We start from the raw sequence: 14695 nt of genomic DNA on the forward strand, positions 1-14695 counted from the left end.
GACGCACGCGGCCCTGCCGATACCCGTCGGCATCCCGGACATGTCCGGGGCATTAGAAAAATCGATAAGTATATCTACATACTGTTTGGAGACAGCCATGAAAACGAAATTGGGCGTCGCATTCGCGACGGCGATGGCGCTGGCCGGACCGGCCTGTGCGCAAAGCAGCGTCACGCTGTACGGGATCATCGATACCGGCGTGTCCTACTACAACAACGCCGCGCGCGGCGGATCGTTCACCGGCATGCCGACGCTGACCGGCGAGGTGCCGTCACGCTGGGGCCTGCGCGGCACGGAGGATCTCGGCGGCGGCTATCAGGCCTTCTTCGTGCTCGAAAACGGCTTCCAGCCCGGCACCGGTGCGCTGAACTACGGCGGGCGTCTGTTCGGGCGGCAAGCGAACGTGGGCGTGAACAGCCCCTTCGGCGCGCTGACCCTCGGCCGACAGATGAACATGTCGATGATCGTGCTGACCAATGCCGACGTGATCGGTCCGTCGATTCATTCGATGGCCGATTTCGACTCGTATCTGCCGAACGCGCGCAGCGACAACGCGATCGGCTACAAGGGCACGTTCCACGGCGTGACGCTCGGCGCGACCTACAGCTTCGGCCGCGACGCGGCCGGGCCGGCGGGACCATCCGCGACGGGCTGCGCGGGGCAAGTGCCTGGCGACATCGTCGCCTGCCGCCAATACACGGCAATGCTCGCCTATGACGCGAGCAATTTCGGGCTCGCCGCATCGCACGACGTGATGCGCGGCGGCGGCGGCGCGCTCGCGCCGCTGAACAATCCGGCGTACACCGACACGCGCGACATCGTCGCCGGCTACGTGAAGATCGGCCCCGCGAAACTCGGCGCGGGCTGGATCCGTCGCAATCTCGCGGCGGCCGCACACCTGCAGGCCGACATCGTGTTCGCCGGCGGCACGTACTACGCGACACCCTACCTCGCGCTCGACCTGCAGGGCGTGCGCTACCTGCAACGCCGAGAAAACGGCGAAGGCGGCACGAACGCCACGCTCTTTGTCGGCCGAGCGAACTATTTCCTGTCGAAGCGGACGACCGTCTATACGTCGGTGGGCTACATGTTCAACAGCACGCTGGCCGCGAACGCGGTCGCCGCCGGCGGGACGGTCGGCACCGGGATGAATCAGCTCGGCGTGATGGCCGGCATCCAGCAGAAGTTCTGATTGCCGGACACCGCTCGTCGAGCGCGACGTGACAGGAATTTTGGCCGCTACGGCAGCAGACGGCCTGCGGCCCGGAAATCGCGATACCCGAGCCGTATCGGCCTCGCCGCAATTGCAAACGATTCTCATTACGTATATCATGCGCGTCCTGCCGCGGCGAATCAGTGAAGCGCCGCGGCCCGCGCCTTCATCCTTAGCACGCCGTCCATTCATCGATTCATGCCATCCCGTCGACTGCCCCGCCGCGCGCGGACCTTGCGTCCGTGGCGCGCGAGCCTGCCTGCCCTGATCACTCTTTGCGTCGCAAGCGGCGCGCATGCGGATGCTGAACCTGCCGCCACGGCTTCGCCGGCCACGTCCTCGCCGTCGTCGACGCCCGCGCCGCCCGAACGCGAACTGCCGACGATCAGCGTCACCGCATCGGCGGCCGCCGATCCGACCGTCGGCTACCAGCCGCGCACCAGCAGCGTCGCCGGCGGCGACGATCGTCCGCTCAAGGAAATTCCGCAATCGGTCGCCGTGGTCAGCAGCAGCGTGATGCAGGATCAGCAGGCGCGCTCGCTCGACGACGTGCTCGGCAACATCAGCGGCGTGACGCAGACCAACACGCTCGGCGGCACGCGCGACGCGTTCATCAAGCGCGGCTTCGGCTCGAACAACGACGGCTCCGTGCTCGTCGACGGCGTGCGCACACCGGTGCTGCACAGCTATCTCGCGACGATCGACCGCGTCGAAGTGCTGAAGGGCCCCGCTTCGCTGCTATACGGGATGCAGGACCCGGGCGGCGTGATCAACCTCGTCACGCGCAAGCCGGAAGAAACGTTCGGCGGCTCGATCTCGGCCTCGCGCACGAGCCACGGCGGCAGCAGCGCGCAGTTCGACCTGACCGGTCCGCTCGGCAAGCCGGGCCAGGTCGCGGGCGGCACGCTCGCGTTCCGGCTCACCGGCGAATACGATACGAGCCGCTACTGGCGCAGCTTCGGCCGCGAACGCAACGCGCTGATCGCGCCCGCGCTTTCGTGGCACGACGCGAACACGTCGATCGACGTCAGATACCAGTATGTCGACTACACGATGCCGTTCGATCGCGGCACCGTGCTCGTGAACGGCCGCCCCGACGATGCGCTGCGCTATCGCCGCTACGAGGAAGCGTGGGCGCAAAGCGGCGGGATCCAGGAAACGCTGCGCGCGCGCATCGAGCACCGCCTCTCCGACGCATGGCGCGTGCGCGCGACCTACGGCTGGGGCCGCGACCGCTACGATCAATACATCACCCGCGCGACCGCCTTCAACGCCACGACCGGCGCGCTGTCGCGCACGTCCGACGCGAACCTCGGGCGCAACGACTCCGACCAGATCGCGACGCTCGGCCTGCTCGGCAACCTGACGCTCGCGGGGATGAACCACGCGCTTTACATCGGCGGCGAATACGAGCGCCAGCGCAGCTTCCGCGGCGACACGATCCGCGGCGCCGCGACCAAGGGCTTCAATCTCTACGATCCCGTCTACGGCCTGCTCGCGCCCGGCGGCACGGTCAGCACGAAGCAGAGCGATTCGCTTTCGAAGGTGCACACGTACTCGATGATCGTGCAGGACTCCGTAAAGATCACCGACCGGCTCACCGCGGTCGGCGGGCTGCGGTGGGAGGAGTGGCAGCAGGAATCGGGGATGGGGCGGCCGTTCGTGTTCGCCGACCGCTCGCACGGCAACGTGTGGCTGCCGCAGTTCGGGCTCGCCTATGCGCTCACGCCGTCGCTGACCGCCTATGCGAACGTGAGCCGCTCGTTCAAGCCGAACGTCGCGTCGAACGTGGCTGCACCGCTCGCGCCGGAATTTGGCCGCGTGCTGGAAGCCGGCCTGAAGTTCAGCCTGAAACCCGGCATCACTGGCACGCTCGCGGCCTACCAGATCGACAAGCGCAACGTCGCGGTCACGGTCGGCGACATCACGTCGACGATCGGCACCGCGCGCTCGCGCGGGATCGAACTCGACGTCGCGGGGCAGCTCACGCGCCATCTGAGCCTGATCGGCAGCTACGCGTACACGAACGCGAACGACCGCGACAGCAACACACCGCTCGTCAACGTCGCGCGCCACACCGGCAGCCTGTTCGCGGTGTACGACACGGCGATCGCGAACCTGCCCGGACGCTGGCGCTTCGGCGGCGGCGCGCGGCTCGTCGGCGCACGGCCCGGCGACACCGCGAACAGCTTCACGCTGCCCGGCTACGTGACCGTCGACGCATTCGCGGCCTACGAAACGACGATCGGCAAGTTCCCGACACGCATCCAGCTCAACGTGAAGAATCTGCTCGACAAGACCTACTATCCGTCGAGCAACAGCAATCTGATCGTCGCCGTCGGCGAGCCGCGGCTCGTCACGCTGACGACGACGGTGTCGTTCTGACGCACCTTCGCAGCAGGCAGACGAAGGCCGCGCGATGCCGCACACGTCGGCGCCGCGCGGCCTTGTCGTTTCCGCCAATCATCGGACCCTCGAATATCTCCCATCCGATATCGCGATTTCCGCTGTCGATCGCGCGCCTCTAGACTGGCTACGCGATGGCGACGCATCGCCGCGACACGGCGATGCACCACGCCCCCACAAAAACGATATGGGAGAGTTCGATGTCCGACCGGGATGCGCGGCACTGCTCGCCGGCAATGCCCACGCGGACGACATCGCACTCGGCAATACCATCGCCACCCAAGGCACGACGACGGGCGCGGACGGCCAGGGGCAATCGAGCGGCGGCAAGCCGGTCTTTCCGGCGCTCTGGGGCGCGCGCTCGTTCAACTGGGGCGCGGGGATGGGCGACATCCGCAACGCGGCCGACTTCGTGAAGGCCAACATGCCGCTCGGGCTCGGCGGCACGCTGACCGATCAGGAAGCGTGGGACGTCGCGACCTTCATGGACAGTCACGAGCGCCCGCAGGACCCGCGTTTCACCGGCTCGGTGCAGGACACCCGCGCGAAATTCCACGACACGCCCGACTCGATGTACGGGCGCGAGGTGAACGGCCGCGTGCTCGGCGCGCCATGAGATCTGGCTGGTCCGAACGGCGCGGCATGCGCGATCACGGATGCCAGCGATACACGACGATGCTCGACCCGTTGTAGTTGTCCTTCGTGATCACGTATTCGCCCGTCGAGCGCAGGTACGCACGGATGCCGTACATCGAGTCGACGTCATTGCCGACGTCCATCGCCGACGTGTTCGAGTTCGTCAGTGTGGTCACGAGGCTGCCGGTGTTGAGGTCGAATACGTCGACGTTCGGCACCGTGTGCACGTAGCCGACGAACAGGTAGTGGCCGGCCGCCGCCATCGATTTCGGATTCGCGCTCGTCAGGTTGATCGCGACGTTCGGCGTGCTCGTGTTGCCGGCCTTCCAGCCGCGATAGACCTCGATGTGCCCGTTCATCGCGGTCCAGTCCCAGGTGCCCGCGATGCCTTGCGCGAGGATCATCGTGTCGCTGTCGGCCTGGTAGATGATTCGCGTGAGCGGCAGCACGGTGCGCGGAATCGGGATCTGCACCGGCTTGCCCCACGTCGGTTTCCCGGTCGCGTCGAAACCCGTCATCGGATAGTGGGAAATGTTGTTGGTGCGATCGAGCCCGGCCCACACGTCGCCGTTGTCGTCGAGCGCGAAACCGGCCGTGACCTGCAGCGTCGTGTTGAACGGCTTGCCGGGAATCGAGCCGTCCGGAATCGCGATGTAGCCGTTCGCGCCGTTGAAGTGATAGATGTTGTAGTTGCCTGGGTTCTGCCCGGTCGCGACGAGCATCCGGGTGCCGTTCACCAGCGCGAGCTGGCCGAAATGCTGGCCGCGCTGGTAGTCGTTCATGTCGAGGCGCGGGTCCTTCGGATAGCTGAACGGATCGATCGTGTTCGCGACGAACGTGCCGCCCGCGGTGCCGGTGTATACGTTGTTGCCGCTGTAGAAGAATGCGCCGTCGGTCGCCGGATCGGGCGCGGCGGCGCCCTCGAAGTTCAGCGCCTGCAGTTTCCATTGCAGCGCGCCCGTCGGGCCGTACGAATGAAGGTCGGTGCTGCCGTTACGCCCGAGATCCCAGCCGCCGCCCCACGCGTTGTTCAGCACGTACAGGTTGCCGGCCGCATCCTTGCCGATGCCGGCGACGCGCGTGAAGCGCTTGTCGCCGACCTGCCCCTTGATGCCCGAGGTCGTGTCGAGGTAGCCGCCCTGCACGCCGAACGTGCCGAGCTGCACGGGCTGGCCCACGAGCGCGTAGATCTTGATGTTCATGTCGGGGCCTTCGTCGCCCACCAGCAACTGCCCGCTCGGCGCATCGAAATACAGCGACGCCGGCCGCGCACGGGCCGCCATCTGGATCGTATTCATCGCCGTGCCCGTCGGGCTGAACTGCACGACGACGCCCGCGCTCTTGCGCGCGACCCACAGGTTGCCGGCCGCATCGAGCGCCAGCGCGCCGGGGCCCGACACGCCGATGTCGCGCTGCCACACGCCGTCCGTCGTATAGACGCGCACGCGGTTGCCGTAGAAGTCGCTCGCGTACAGCAGGTTGCCGGTCGTCGCGAGGCCCGTGATCACGTCCGCGTACTGGATGCCCGTCCACGTGCTGACGGGAATGCGCAGGTCGCGCTGGTTCGTGCTGCGGTTGTAGCGGCCGACCGAGCCGCTGCCGAACGTGCGGTTGTAGCCGAGCGCGACGAACAGCGAGTTCGCGTTGCCGGTGATCGCACCACCCTGGAATTCGTCGTGGATGCCGATCGTGCCGAGCGTCTGCCCATTCTGGTAGATCGCGACGCCGCCCGCGTTCTCGTCCCAGCGCGACGCCGTATAGATCACGCCCTCGGGCGCGACCCACAGCGAGCGCGCACCGTTGCCGACGTGCGCGGCGAGCGTGCCGAACGTGTTCGCAAGCCAGTCCGTCGTGTATTGCACTTGTGCGTGACCGACCGGCGCCAGCATTGCCATGCACAATCCAAGCAATGCCGCGCGAATTTGTTTCGATAACATGAATGATGCTCCCGGACGATCGTTTTTCGACACTCTAATTCGCCGCGTATGAAATATTGGTGATTTTTTAAAAAACCGGTTCAATTGCGCCGCAAATGATTCATTACGTTCTTTGACCGCGCGACACCGGCTGACTGAAGACACGCCGCTCCGGGTGTCGTATCGCAAATCTGCGCCCCGGCGGCGCTCTCGCGATTCGCGCTTTCCGGCACTTAATTCCGAATCGCCCAATACGGACGCGTCATTTTTTCTGATTTACATGCATTGAATTCCCATTTCCGGCAAAGCGATTCAATGATTACAAATCGAAATTAAAATGAAAGAGAAAAAATATTATGCGGCGCACGCTGCATTGCCGGGAAAGTCGTGAATGTATGAAATAAGGCGATGTGCGGCGGAATGCCGTTGCCGATGAAGATGCGGATGAGGGGAAAGATGTCCCGCGAGTGCGGCGACGAGCGATGCGCGCAGCGAGGGCAGCGCATCGACGATGTCGATCACACGCTGCCGGCGGAACAGACATCGATGAGCAACAGGCCACGCAACCGGCGGCCCGCATTGAACGCGGGCCGCCGGTCATGCGCGTGACGTCAGAACTTCTGGCGCAGGCCGAGGCTGACGATCGCCTGCGACCGCGAGTCGGACGAGTGGCCGTTCGCCTTGTCCGACACCGACGCGGTCGCGGCCACCGGCCGGCCGAGCGCGTCGAGCGTCGTGCCGGACGCATGCTGGTACGCGCCGAGCAGGTACACGCTGGTGCGCTTCGACAGGTCGTAGACCGCGCCGAGCGTGACGTTGTGATACTGCGCGCGGTTGTCGATGCCGTCGACGTCGCTGCCGCGCGTGTAGCTGTAGCCCGCGAACAGTTGCGTCTGCGGCTGCACGTTCCAGCGCGTGAACACGCCCGCGACGTTGAAGGTCGCGTGGCCGTTGAACAGCGACTGAGCACCGCTGCGGTACTGCACGTTGCTGTAGTTCACGCCGACCACGGCCGGGCCAAAGTCGTACGTCGCGCCGGTCGCGATGATCTGCTGCGACTGCGCGCTCGCATAGCCTTCGTTGATCGACGAGTTGAACAGGCCGTCGTCGGTGCTTCGCCACTTGCCGGCCGTCGGGTCGGTCGCGCCCGTCTTGCTGTTGTCCGAACGCTCGTAGCCGACGCCCACGCGCAGCGGCCCCGCCGCGTATGCCGCGCCGACGCTCCACGTGTTGCGCTGCTTCATGCTGCCCGGCTGGCTGCCGAAGCCGTACAGCGCGCCGAACGTGAAGCCCGAGTAGTTCGCGCTCGTGTACTTGATCGAACTGTCGACGCGCGCGGTCTGGTCGAGATCGTCGATGTCGCCCGGGTGCGCGCCGAAGCCGCCGATGAACGACGACGGGCCGACCGGGCTCACGAAGTCGTCGAGCGACGTGTACTGGCGGCCGAGCGTGACCGTGCCGTAACGGGTGCTGCCGACGCCGACGAACGCCTGCCGGCCGAACTGGCGACCGCCCTGGCCCGATGTGCCGTTGGTGATGTCGAAGCCGTTCTCGAGCACGAACAGCGCGCGCATCCCGCCGCCGAGATCTTCGGAACCCTTGATGCCCCAGCGGCTGCCGGACAGGTTGCCGGTGGTCAGGCCGACGTTCGAATGCCCCGTGTAGGCACCCGGCGAGCCGACCCGTTCGTTGCTGCGATACGTGACGCCCGCGTCGACGATGCCGTACAGCGTGACGGAGCTTTGCGCGGATGCGATGCCCGCGAGCGAGAGCAGCAGCGGTGCTGCGATCAGTTGCTTGTTCATGGTTTGTAGCGTCTCCGGGCGGTGAACCCGTTGTTCTATGCGAGTAGCGCGTGCGGCCAGGAGATCCGCCGGCATTGCGAAGTTGACGGCGTCCGCACGCGGCGGGAACGCGCGCATGCGACGCGCACGCACGAGGTCGCGGCCGCCATGGTAGTTGGAACCGGTTCCGATCGACAGCGCAATAATGAAAACAATTTCTTGCCGGAATCGAGATAATCAGTCGCGCGGTGAACGCCGCTGTACAGCGCGACGAAGCGCGCCCGATAATCGAGCACCCGCCTCGCATAGGGAGCCTTCGGCATGCATCAAACGACCTTGCTGATCTTCGCCGCCGTCGCGTTTGTCGGAATCGCGACGCCCGGCCCGACCGTGCTGCTCGCACTGACCAACGGCTCGCGCTACGGCGTGCGCCGCGCGGCCTACGGTTTCGCCGGCGCGATGCTGTCCGACTTCGCGCTGATCGTCGCGGTCGCGCTCGGCCTCGGCGCGCTGCTGATGGCGTCGGCATTCTGGTTCTCGGTGGTGAAATGGCTGGGCGCCGCCTATCTCGCGTATGTCGGCATCCGGATGCTCACGTCGAAGGGCTCGCTCGACGTCGCCGTCGCGCATGGCGGCGCGGCGCACGGACGCAACGCGTCGATCTTCGCGAAGAGCTTCCTGACCGCGGTGACCAATCCCAAGGGCTATCTGTTCTTCTCCGCATTCCTGCCGCAGTTCCTCGATCCGTCCGCGCCGCTCGCGCCGCAATACGTCGCGCTCGCGGTCACGTTCGCGCTGCTCGACGGGGCGGTGATGTTCGGCTACGCGCTGCTCGGCGCGCGCGCGGTGCGGCTGCTGAAGCGCTCGGGCGCGCTGTGGCTCGAACGCACGTGCGGCGCGATGCTGCTCGCCCTGGCCGGTTCGCTCGCGCTGTACCGGCGTCATGCCGCATAGGCGCGTCGGCATGCACGCCACATCGTGCGTGGCGGGTGCGCGATGAGAATCGCCGCGCCGCCCCGCTCCGGTTTCCCCGGCCTGTCGCTCCGGCAGCTCGACCGCGCGGATCTCGACGCGTGGTATGCGTACCTGTCGAATCACGACGTCGTCCGCCACACGAGCTGGAACCTGCATGCGCGCGACGATCTGCTGCCGCTGTTCGACGGCATCGAGTCGACTCATCCGGATTCGATCCGCCGTCTCGCGATCGTCGACGACGCGTCGGGCGCGCTGATCGGGACGATCGGACTGCATAAGGTGTCCACCGCGAACCGCTCGGCCGAGATCGCGTACGACCTCGTACCGTCGCACTGGGGGTGCGGCATCGCGAGCGCGCTGTGCGCGAGCGTCACCGCGTGGGCGTTCGCCGAAGGTGGCTTCATGCGCATCCAGGGCGTCGTGCTGTCCAGCAACGCCGGCTCCGCGCGCGTCCTGCAGAAATGCGGCTACCGCTACGAAGGGTTGTTGCGCGCGTTCCGGATGGTGCGCGGCGTACCGGGCGATTTCGCGATGTACGCGCGCATCGCGACCGACTGAAACTCGCCGCGCGTCGCGCGTGTCCCGCCATCGGTGCGATTGGACGATCCGCGCCGAATTCGCGACAATCGCCGTTCCTCGCCTCGACTTGCTCATCATGAAAATCGCCGCGCTGTCCGACATCCACGGCAACCTCGCCGCGCTCGACGCGGTGCTCGACGACGTGCGCCGCCGCGGCGCCGACGCGATCGTCAACCTCGGCGACATCGTGTCGGGCGCACTCCATCCCGCCGACACGGCCGACCGCCTGATCGCGCTCGACCTGCCGACCATCAAGGGCAACCACGAACGGCAACTGCTGACCGGCGATCGCGACGCGATGCGGCTGTCCGACCGCTGGGCGCACGACACGCTGCGCGACGACCATCGCGCGTGGATCGCCGCGCTGCCCGAGCGCCTGACGCTCGGCGACGACGTGCTGATGGTGCACGGCACGCCCGCCAGCGACCTCGTCTATTTCCTCGAAACGGTAACGCCCGACGGCTGCCGCGCGGCGACGCCCGATGAAATCGCGCAGCGCGCGGGCGACGCGCCGGCGTCGCTGATCCTGTGCGGCCACACGCATGTGCCGCGCATCGCGAAGCTCGACGACGGCCGTGTGATCGTCAACCCGGGCAGCGTCGGGCTGCAGGCTTACATGGACGATCTTCCGCATCCGCACCGGATCGAAACCGGTTCGCCACATGCGCGCTATGCGATGGTGTCGCGCACGCCGGCCGGCTGGCACGCCGAGTTCCATGCGGTCGAATACGACTGGCATACGGCCGCCGCCACCGCGGCATCGCGCGGCCGCGACGACTGGACCGTCGCGCTGCGCACCGGCCGGTGCTGACGCATCGTCGCGCCTCGTTCAACCCGCTTCGCTCCCCGGAAAACCAACCCGTCATGCCCGTTCCATCGCAACTGCTTTTCCTGCCCGGTGCGTCGGGCAGCACCGCGTTCTGGCAACCGCTCGCGAGCCGCCTCGCGCATCCGGCCGCGCGACGGATCGTCGGCTATCCGGGCTTCGGCGACACGCCGCGCGATCCGGCCGTCGACGACTTCGACGGCCTCGTGCGCCATGTGCTGACCGCGATCGACCGGCCGACCGCCGTGATCGCGCAATCGATGGGCGGCGTGATCGCGATGCGCGCGGCGCTCGAACGTGCGCCGCTCGTCACGCATCTGGTGCTGACGGTCACGTCCGGCGGCCTCGACATGCAGGGGCTCGGCGCGCACGACTGGCGCGCCGGCTTCGCGGAAGCGAACCCGCAGTTGCCCGACTGGTTCCTGACGTTTCGCGCGGACCTGTCGCATGACCTCGGCCGCATCGCGCAGCCGACGCTCCTGCTGTGGGGTGACGACGATCCGATCAGTCCGGTCGCGGCCGGGCGGCGCCTGCTCGAACGGCTGCCCGATGCGCAGCTGCATGTGGTGCCGGGCGGCCGCCACGATCTCGCGGCGGTGCATGCGGATACGCTTGCACCGCTTGTCGACGCGCATTTGCAGCGCGTGTGACGCGGGCCGCTTCGACTCGCAGCCCGCAATGCCCTTGACGCTGCATCACGCGGCGTCCGATCACGCCGCGTTCGCCAGCGTCAACCGCGCTTCGAGCCCGCCGCCGTCCGGCCGGTTGCGCAACGTGAGCGTGCCGCCCATCGCGAGCGCGAGCTGACGCGCGATCGCGAGGCCGAGCCCCGTGCCGCCCGTCTCGCGGTTGCGCGACGTCTCCACGCGCCGGAACGGTTCGAACACCGCGTCGAGCTGATCGTCCGGAATGCCGGGCCCGCGATCGAGCACCGCGATGACCGCGCCGCCGCCCGGTGCCGCCTGCACGTCGATCTCGGCCGCGCCCGCGAACTTCAGCGCGTTGTCGACGAGATTGCCGACGATCCGACGCAGCGCCTTCGGCCTCGTGACGAGCGCGAGCGGCCCGCCGCTGTGCAGCGCGACGTCCTGCCCCGCATCCGTGTAGTCGCACACGATACTGTCGAGCAGCGCGTCGAGGTCGATGCGGCGCGCGGCCTCTTCCGTGCCGTGCAGCGTGCGCGCATACGCGACGCCCTCCTTCACCAGATGCTCCATCTCGAGCAGGTCCTGGCGCAGCTTCGCGCCCTGCGCGTCGTCGTCCATCACGTCGACGCGCAGCCGCATCCGCGTGATCGGCGTCTGCAAATCGTGCGAGATCGACGCGAGGATCTGCATGCGCTCGGCCATGTACTGCGCGATGCGGTCCTGCATCGCGTTGAACGCGCGGGCCGCGCGCGCGACTTCGGACGGGCCGTCCTCGTTCAAGCGTTCGCCCTTCAGGTCGGGGCCGAGCGCGTCGGCCGCCTGCGCGAGCTGCTTCAGCGGCCGCGTCGCGAGCCGCACCGCGAGCCAGCAACATCCGGCGAGCACCGCGAGCTGCAGCGCGAGCACGACCGGCAGCCAGCCCGACAGCGGCACCGTCGACATCGGATGGATGTCGATCGTCAGCGGCGAGCCGTCGGTCAGGCGCAGATGCACTTGCAGATGCTCGCGATCGCCGGGGAGCGCGTTCGCGGTCAGCGGGTAATCGCCGCCGATGCCGTCCGAGATCGAACGTTCGACGCGCGCCGAGAGACGCGCCTCCGGCGGCGTGCCCGTCTCGCCTGGCCCGAGGATGAACGCGTAGCTGCGCCGCGCGAGACGCGGCAGCCACGCGGCGCGCTGATCGGGCGGCAGGTGGTCGAGCAGCGCGACCGAGCTCGCGACCTCGCGCTCGATGTAGCCCATCATCAGGTTGGTGGTCGCCTGGTCGCGCTCGGTCACGGTGAGCCAGAACGACAGCGTCTGCGCGAGCGCGAGGCCCACGCACAGGATCAGCGCGAGCCGCGCGAACAGCGAGCGCGGCCAGTGCCACAGGGTGCGCGTGTTCATGCGTCGCCTTCGACCGCGGTCACCGCCGACGAGAATACGTAGCCCTCGTTGCGCAGCGTCTTGATGTAGCGCGGCTCGCGCGCGCCGTCGCGCAGACGCTGCCGCAGCCGGCTCACGAGCAGGTCGATCGACCGGTCGAACGGATCGGACTGCCGGCCCTGCGTGAGGTTGAGCAACTGGTCGCGCGTCAGCACGCGCTGCGGATTGTCGAGGAATACACGCAGCAGCCGGTACTCGGCGCCGCTCAACGCGACCAGCGTGCCTTCGGTGTCGAGCAGGTGACGCCCCGTCGTATCGAGCCGCCATTCGCCGAACGCGAGCATCGCGGCCGTCTCCGTCACCTGCATGCCGGGCGGCAGCATGCGCGCGCGGCGCAGCACCGAGCGGATCCGCGCGAGCAGTTCGCGCACCGCGAACGGCTTCGCGAGATAGTCGTCGGCGCCCATCTCGAGGCCGATGATGCGGTCGGTTTCCTCGCCGCGCGCGGTCAGCATCAGCACCGGCACCGTCCGGAACTTGCCCGCGCGCAGGTCGCGGCACAGCGTGAGGCCGTCCTCGCCGGGCATCATCAGATCGAGCACGATCAGGTCGGGCGCGCCGTCGTCGAGCGCGTTGCGCATCTCGCGGCCGTTCGCGGCGAGCGACACGCGCATGCCGTTCTTCTCCAGATAGTCCGCGATCAGTTCGCGGATCGCGCGATCGTCGTCGACGATCAGTACGTGGTCGATCTTGTCCATGAGTCGATGTCGTTGGCGTGATGTTCCGGCTGGTGATGTCCGCTTTTATACCGCACCGCGGACGCGCGTTTGTATCCCAATGTATCGCGCCGCCGTGACGACACACAACATTGCACACGCGCGGCTTGCCGGACACACCGCAGATACGTCGGCGCGGCCCAATGACGGCTGTCGAAACCTGTCCGGCCCGCGCACTCGCGCGGCGGCCGGCCGAACCGGAGAACCGCCATGCTGCCCAGATTCAAGACCGCCGCCCTCGTGATCGCCCTCACCGCCACGGCCGGGCTCGCCGCGTTCGCCGGCACCCGCGACGACGCGGGCATGACCGCCTCGCTGGCCGGCACGCCGGCGCCCGACTTCACCGGCATCGAGCGCTGGCACAACAGCGCGCCGCTCAAGCTCGACCAGTTGCGCGGCAAGGTCGTGCTGGTCGACTTCTGGACGTACTCGTGCATCAACTGCATCCATACGATTCCGTACGTGAACGACTGGTACCGGAAGTATCGCGACCAGGGGCTCGTCGTGGTCGGCGTGCATACGCCCGAGTATCCGTTCGAACGCGACGCGAAGAACGTCGCCGATGCGGTCAAGCGCTTCGGCATCCAGTATCCGGTCGCGCAGGACAACCGCTACGACACGTGGCGTGCGTACGGGAACCAGTACTGGCCCGCGCTGTACCTGATCGACGCGAACGGGAAAGTGGTCTATACGCGGTACGGCGAGGGCGGGTATGACAAGACGGAAGCGGCGATTCGGGGGGCGCTGGCACAGGCGGGGGAAGCGGCCAAGGGCGCGACGCGTACGCAGTAGCGTGCGCCGGCCGGGGCGCGGCATGCGCCCCCGTGCGATTCACCGCGACTTACTTCCGCTTCGCATCCGCCTCCGCCAGCATCGCCTCCCCGATCGCGAGATTCCCGTCCGCGATCAGCGCGTCGCCCGCGCCGCGGATATCGTCGACCGCCTTGTTCTGCCCGAGCTTGCGCTTGCCGACGAGCCGCGTGATCTCGATCTGCAGCCCGACGATCGACTGCAGCATCGTGTCGAGATAGTCCTTCGGCGTGTCGGTCATCTTCCACGGCGCCGGCTGCGACGCCTCGTGCGTGCGCGTCAGCCGCGCGACCACGCCGCGCACGAACTTCTCCTCGTCGCGCACCGTGATGCGGCCGTATGCATGCACGACCACGTAGTTCCACGTCGGCACCTGTCGATGCGCCGCGTGTTTGCTCGGGTACCAGTTCGGCGAGATGTACGCGTCGCCGGCGCGGAAGATCACGAGCACCTCGTCGCCGTTCGCGACCTCCTGCCAGACCGGATTCGCGCGCGCGACGTGCGCATGCAGCTCGCCGAGGCCGCCGTCGCCCGGCAGCAATTCGAACGGGAGGTGGTTCGCGTCGAGCCCGCCCTTCCCGTGCGTGACCAGGCTGCCGAACGGATGATCGACGATCAGTTCGCGCAGCGCGTCGGGGCGGGATTCGGCGAAATCGGCAGGGACATACATGGCGGCTCCACGGTCGAAAAGGGTTCAGACGGAACAGGCGCAACCGGCCCGTCATGCGCAGATTGTGATCGCTAACTGGTTTATGCTGTAGA

Annotated in this window: 12 protein-coding genes and 1 pseudogene; 8 read left to right on the top strand and 5 right to left on the bottom strand. The window is 67.5% G+C overall.

Translation table 11 applies throughout. The annotated features are described in order from the left end of the window. Window positions 1-97 precede the first annotated feature (97 nt). The 3 genes and pseudogenes from HWX22_RS27225 to HWX22_RS27235 form a co-directional block, all read left to right on the top strand. Window positions 98-1192: a porin gene (locus HWX22_RS27225; RefSeq protein ID WP_175916764.1), complete on the top strand. Its 1095-nt coding sequence runs from the start codon at window positions 98-100 to the stop codon at window positions 1190-1192. Window positions 1193-1411: 219 nt separating this feature from the next. Next, window positions 1412-3598: a TonB-dependent siderophore receptor gene (locus tag HWX22_RS27230; protein WP_175916765.1), complete on the top strand. Its 2187-nt coding sequence runs from the start codon at window positions 1412-1414 to the stop codon at window positions 3596-3598. Between the two features lie 316 nt (window positions 3599-3914). Continuing rightward, window positions 3915-4235: pseudogene (locus HWX22_RS27235) on the top strand (cytochrome C); the annotation flags it as partial. A 34-nt stretch (window positions 4236-4269) separates the two neighbouring features. On the opposite strand, the gene HWX22_RS27240 reads toward HWX22_RS27235, so the two are convergent. Both HWX22_RS27240 and HWX22_RS27245 read right to left on the bottom strand, forming a co-directional pair. Beyond that, a complete protein-coding gene (locus HWX22_RS27240) occupies window positions 4270-6192 on the bottom strand; it encodes an SMP-30/gluconolactonase/LRE family protein (protein WP_175916766.1) in 1923 nt (640 codons plus the stop codon). Window positions 6193-6782: 590 nt separating this feature from the next. Next, a complete protein-coding gene (locus HWX22_RS27245; protein WP_175916767.1) occupies window positions 6783-7976 on the bottom strand; it encodes a porin in 1194 nt (397 codons plus the stop codon). Window positions 7977-8276: 300 nt separating this feature from the next. Here HWX22_RS27245 and HWX22_RS27250 point away from each other — a divergent pair, with 300 nt between their 5' ends. From HWX22_RS27250 to HWX22_RS27265, 4 genes are all read left to right on the top strand, one after another. After that, window positions 8277-8909 (top strand): LysE family translocator, encoded by a 633-nt coding sequence (locus HWX22_RS27250; protein ID WP_175916768.1) that lies wholly within the window; start codon window positions 8277-8279, stop codon window positions 8907-8909. A 42-nt stretch (window positions 8910-8951) separates the two neighbouring features. Continuing rightward, the gene (locus tag HWX22_RS27255) at window positions 8952-9488 is read left to right on the top strand and encodes a GNAT family protein (RefSeq protein WP_175916769.1); all 537 of its coding nucleotides are present in this window, start codon (window positions 8952-8954) and stop codon (window positions 9486-9488) included. Window positions 9489-9585: 97 nt separating this feature from the next. Continuing rightward, the gene (locus tag HWX22_RS27260; protein ID WP_175916770.1) at window positions 9586-10320 is read left to right on the top strand and encodes a metallophosphoesterase family protein; all 735 of its coding nucleotides are present in this window, start codon (window positions 9586-9588) and stop codon (window positions 10318-10320) included. Between the two features lie 53 nt (window positions 10321-10373). Beyond that, entirely contained in the window at window positions 10374-10985 is a 612-nt protein-coding gene (locus tag HWX22_RS27265; protein WP_175916771.1) for an alpha/beta fold hydrolase, read from the top strand. A 60-nt stretch (window positions 10986-11045) separates the two neighbouring features. Here the strand turns inward: HWX22_RS27265 and HWX22_RS27270 are convergent, their stop codons facing one another. Further along, a complete protein-coding gene (locus HWX22_RS27270; RefSeq protein WP_175916772.1) occupies window positions 11046-12368 on the bottom strand; it encodes an ATP-binding protein in 1323 nt (440 codons plus the stop codon). Continuing rightward, the gene (locus HWX22_RS27275) at window positions 12365-13105 is read right to left on the bottom strand and encodes a response regulator (RefSeq protein WP_059532572.1); all 741 of its coding nucleotides are present in this window, start codon (window positions 13103-13105) and stop codon (window positions 12365-12367) included. The genes HWX22_RS27270 and HWX22_RS27275 overlap by 4 nt, the downstream gene beginning before the upstream one ends. Window positions 13106-13333: 228 nt before the next feature. On the opposite strand from HWX22_RS27275, the gene HWX22_RS27280 reads away from it, so the two are divergent. Continuing rightward, window positions 13334-13915: a thioredoxin family protein gene (locus HWX22_RS27280; RefSeq protein WP_175916773.1), complete on the top strand. Its 582-nt coding sequence runs from the start codon at window positions 13334-13336 to the stop codon at window positions 13913-13915. 49 nt (window positions 13916-13964) lie between these two features. Here the strand turns inward: HWX22_RS27280 and HWX22_RS27285 are convergent, their stop codons facing one another. Further along, window positions 13965-14603, bottom strand: coding sequence for an FMN-binding negative transcriptional regulator (locus HWX22_RS27285; RefSeq protein WP_175916774.1), 639 nt, complete (start codon window positions 14601-14603; stop codon window positions 13965-13967). Between the last annotated feature and the right edge of the window lie 92 nt (window positions 14604-14695).

Source organism: Burkholderia sp. BCC1638 (assembly GCF_902833195.1).
GTDB classification, from domain to species: Bacteria; Pseudomonadota; Gammaproteobacteria; order Burkholderiales; family Burkholderiaceae; genus Burkholderia; species Burkholderia diffusa.

Excerpts from the sequence above, each read along its gene's own strand:
- HWX22_RS27225 (WP_175916764.1), top strand. The coding sequence starts at position 98 with ATGAAAACGAAATTGGGCGTCGCATTCGCGACGGCGATGGCGCTGGCC.
- HWX22_RS27230 (WP_175916765.1), top strand. The coding sequence starts at position 1,412 with ATGCCATCCCGTCGACTGCCCCGCCGCGCGCGGACCTTGCGTCCGTGG.
- HWX22_RS27240 (WP_175916766.1), bottom strand. The coding sequence starts at position 6,192 with ATGTTATCGAAACAAATTCGCGCGGCATTGCTTGGATTGTGCATGGCA.
- HWX22_RS27245 (WP_175916767.1), bottom strand. The coding sequence starts at position 7,976 with ATGAACAAGCAACTGATCGCAGCACCGCTGCTGCTCTCGCTCGCGGGC.
- HWX22_RS27250 (WP_175916768.1), top strand. The coding sequence starts at position 8,277 with ATGCATCAAACGACCTTGCTGATCTTCGCCGCCGTCGCGTTTGTCGGA.
- HWX22_RS27255 (WP_175916769.1), top strand. The coding sequence starts at position 8,952 with ATGAGAATCGCCGCGCCGCCCCGCTCCGGTTTCCCCGGCCTGTCGCTC.
- HWX22_RS27260 (WP_175916770.1), top strand. The coding sequence starts at position 9,586 with ATGAAAATCGCCGCGCTGTCCGACATCCACGGCAACCTCGCCGCGCTC.
- HWX22_RS27265 (WP_175916771.1), top strand. The coding sequence starts at position 10,374 with ATGCCCGTTCCATCGCAACTGCTTTTCCTGCCCGGTGCGTCGGGCAGC.
- HWX22_RS27270 (WP_175916772.1), bottom strand. The coding sequence starts at position 12,368 with ATGAACACGCGCACCCTGTGGCACTGGCCGCGCTCGCTGTTCGCGCGG.
- HWX22_RS27275 (WP_059532572.1), bottom strand. The coding sequence starts at position 13,105 with ATGGACAAGATCGACCACGTACTGATCGTCGACGACGATCGCGCGATC.
- HWX22_RS27280 (WP_175916773.1), top strand. The coding sequence starts at position 13,334 with ATGCTGCCCAGATTCAAGACCGCCGCCCTCGTGATCGCCCTCACCGCC.
- HWX22_RS27285 (WP_175916774.1), bottom strand. The coding sequence starts at position 14,603 with ATGTATGTCCCTGCCGATTTCGCCGAATCCCGCCCCGACGCGCTGCGC.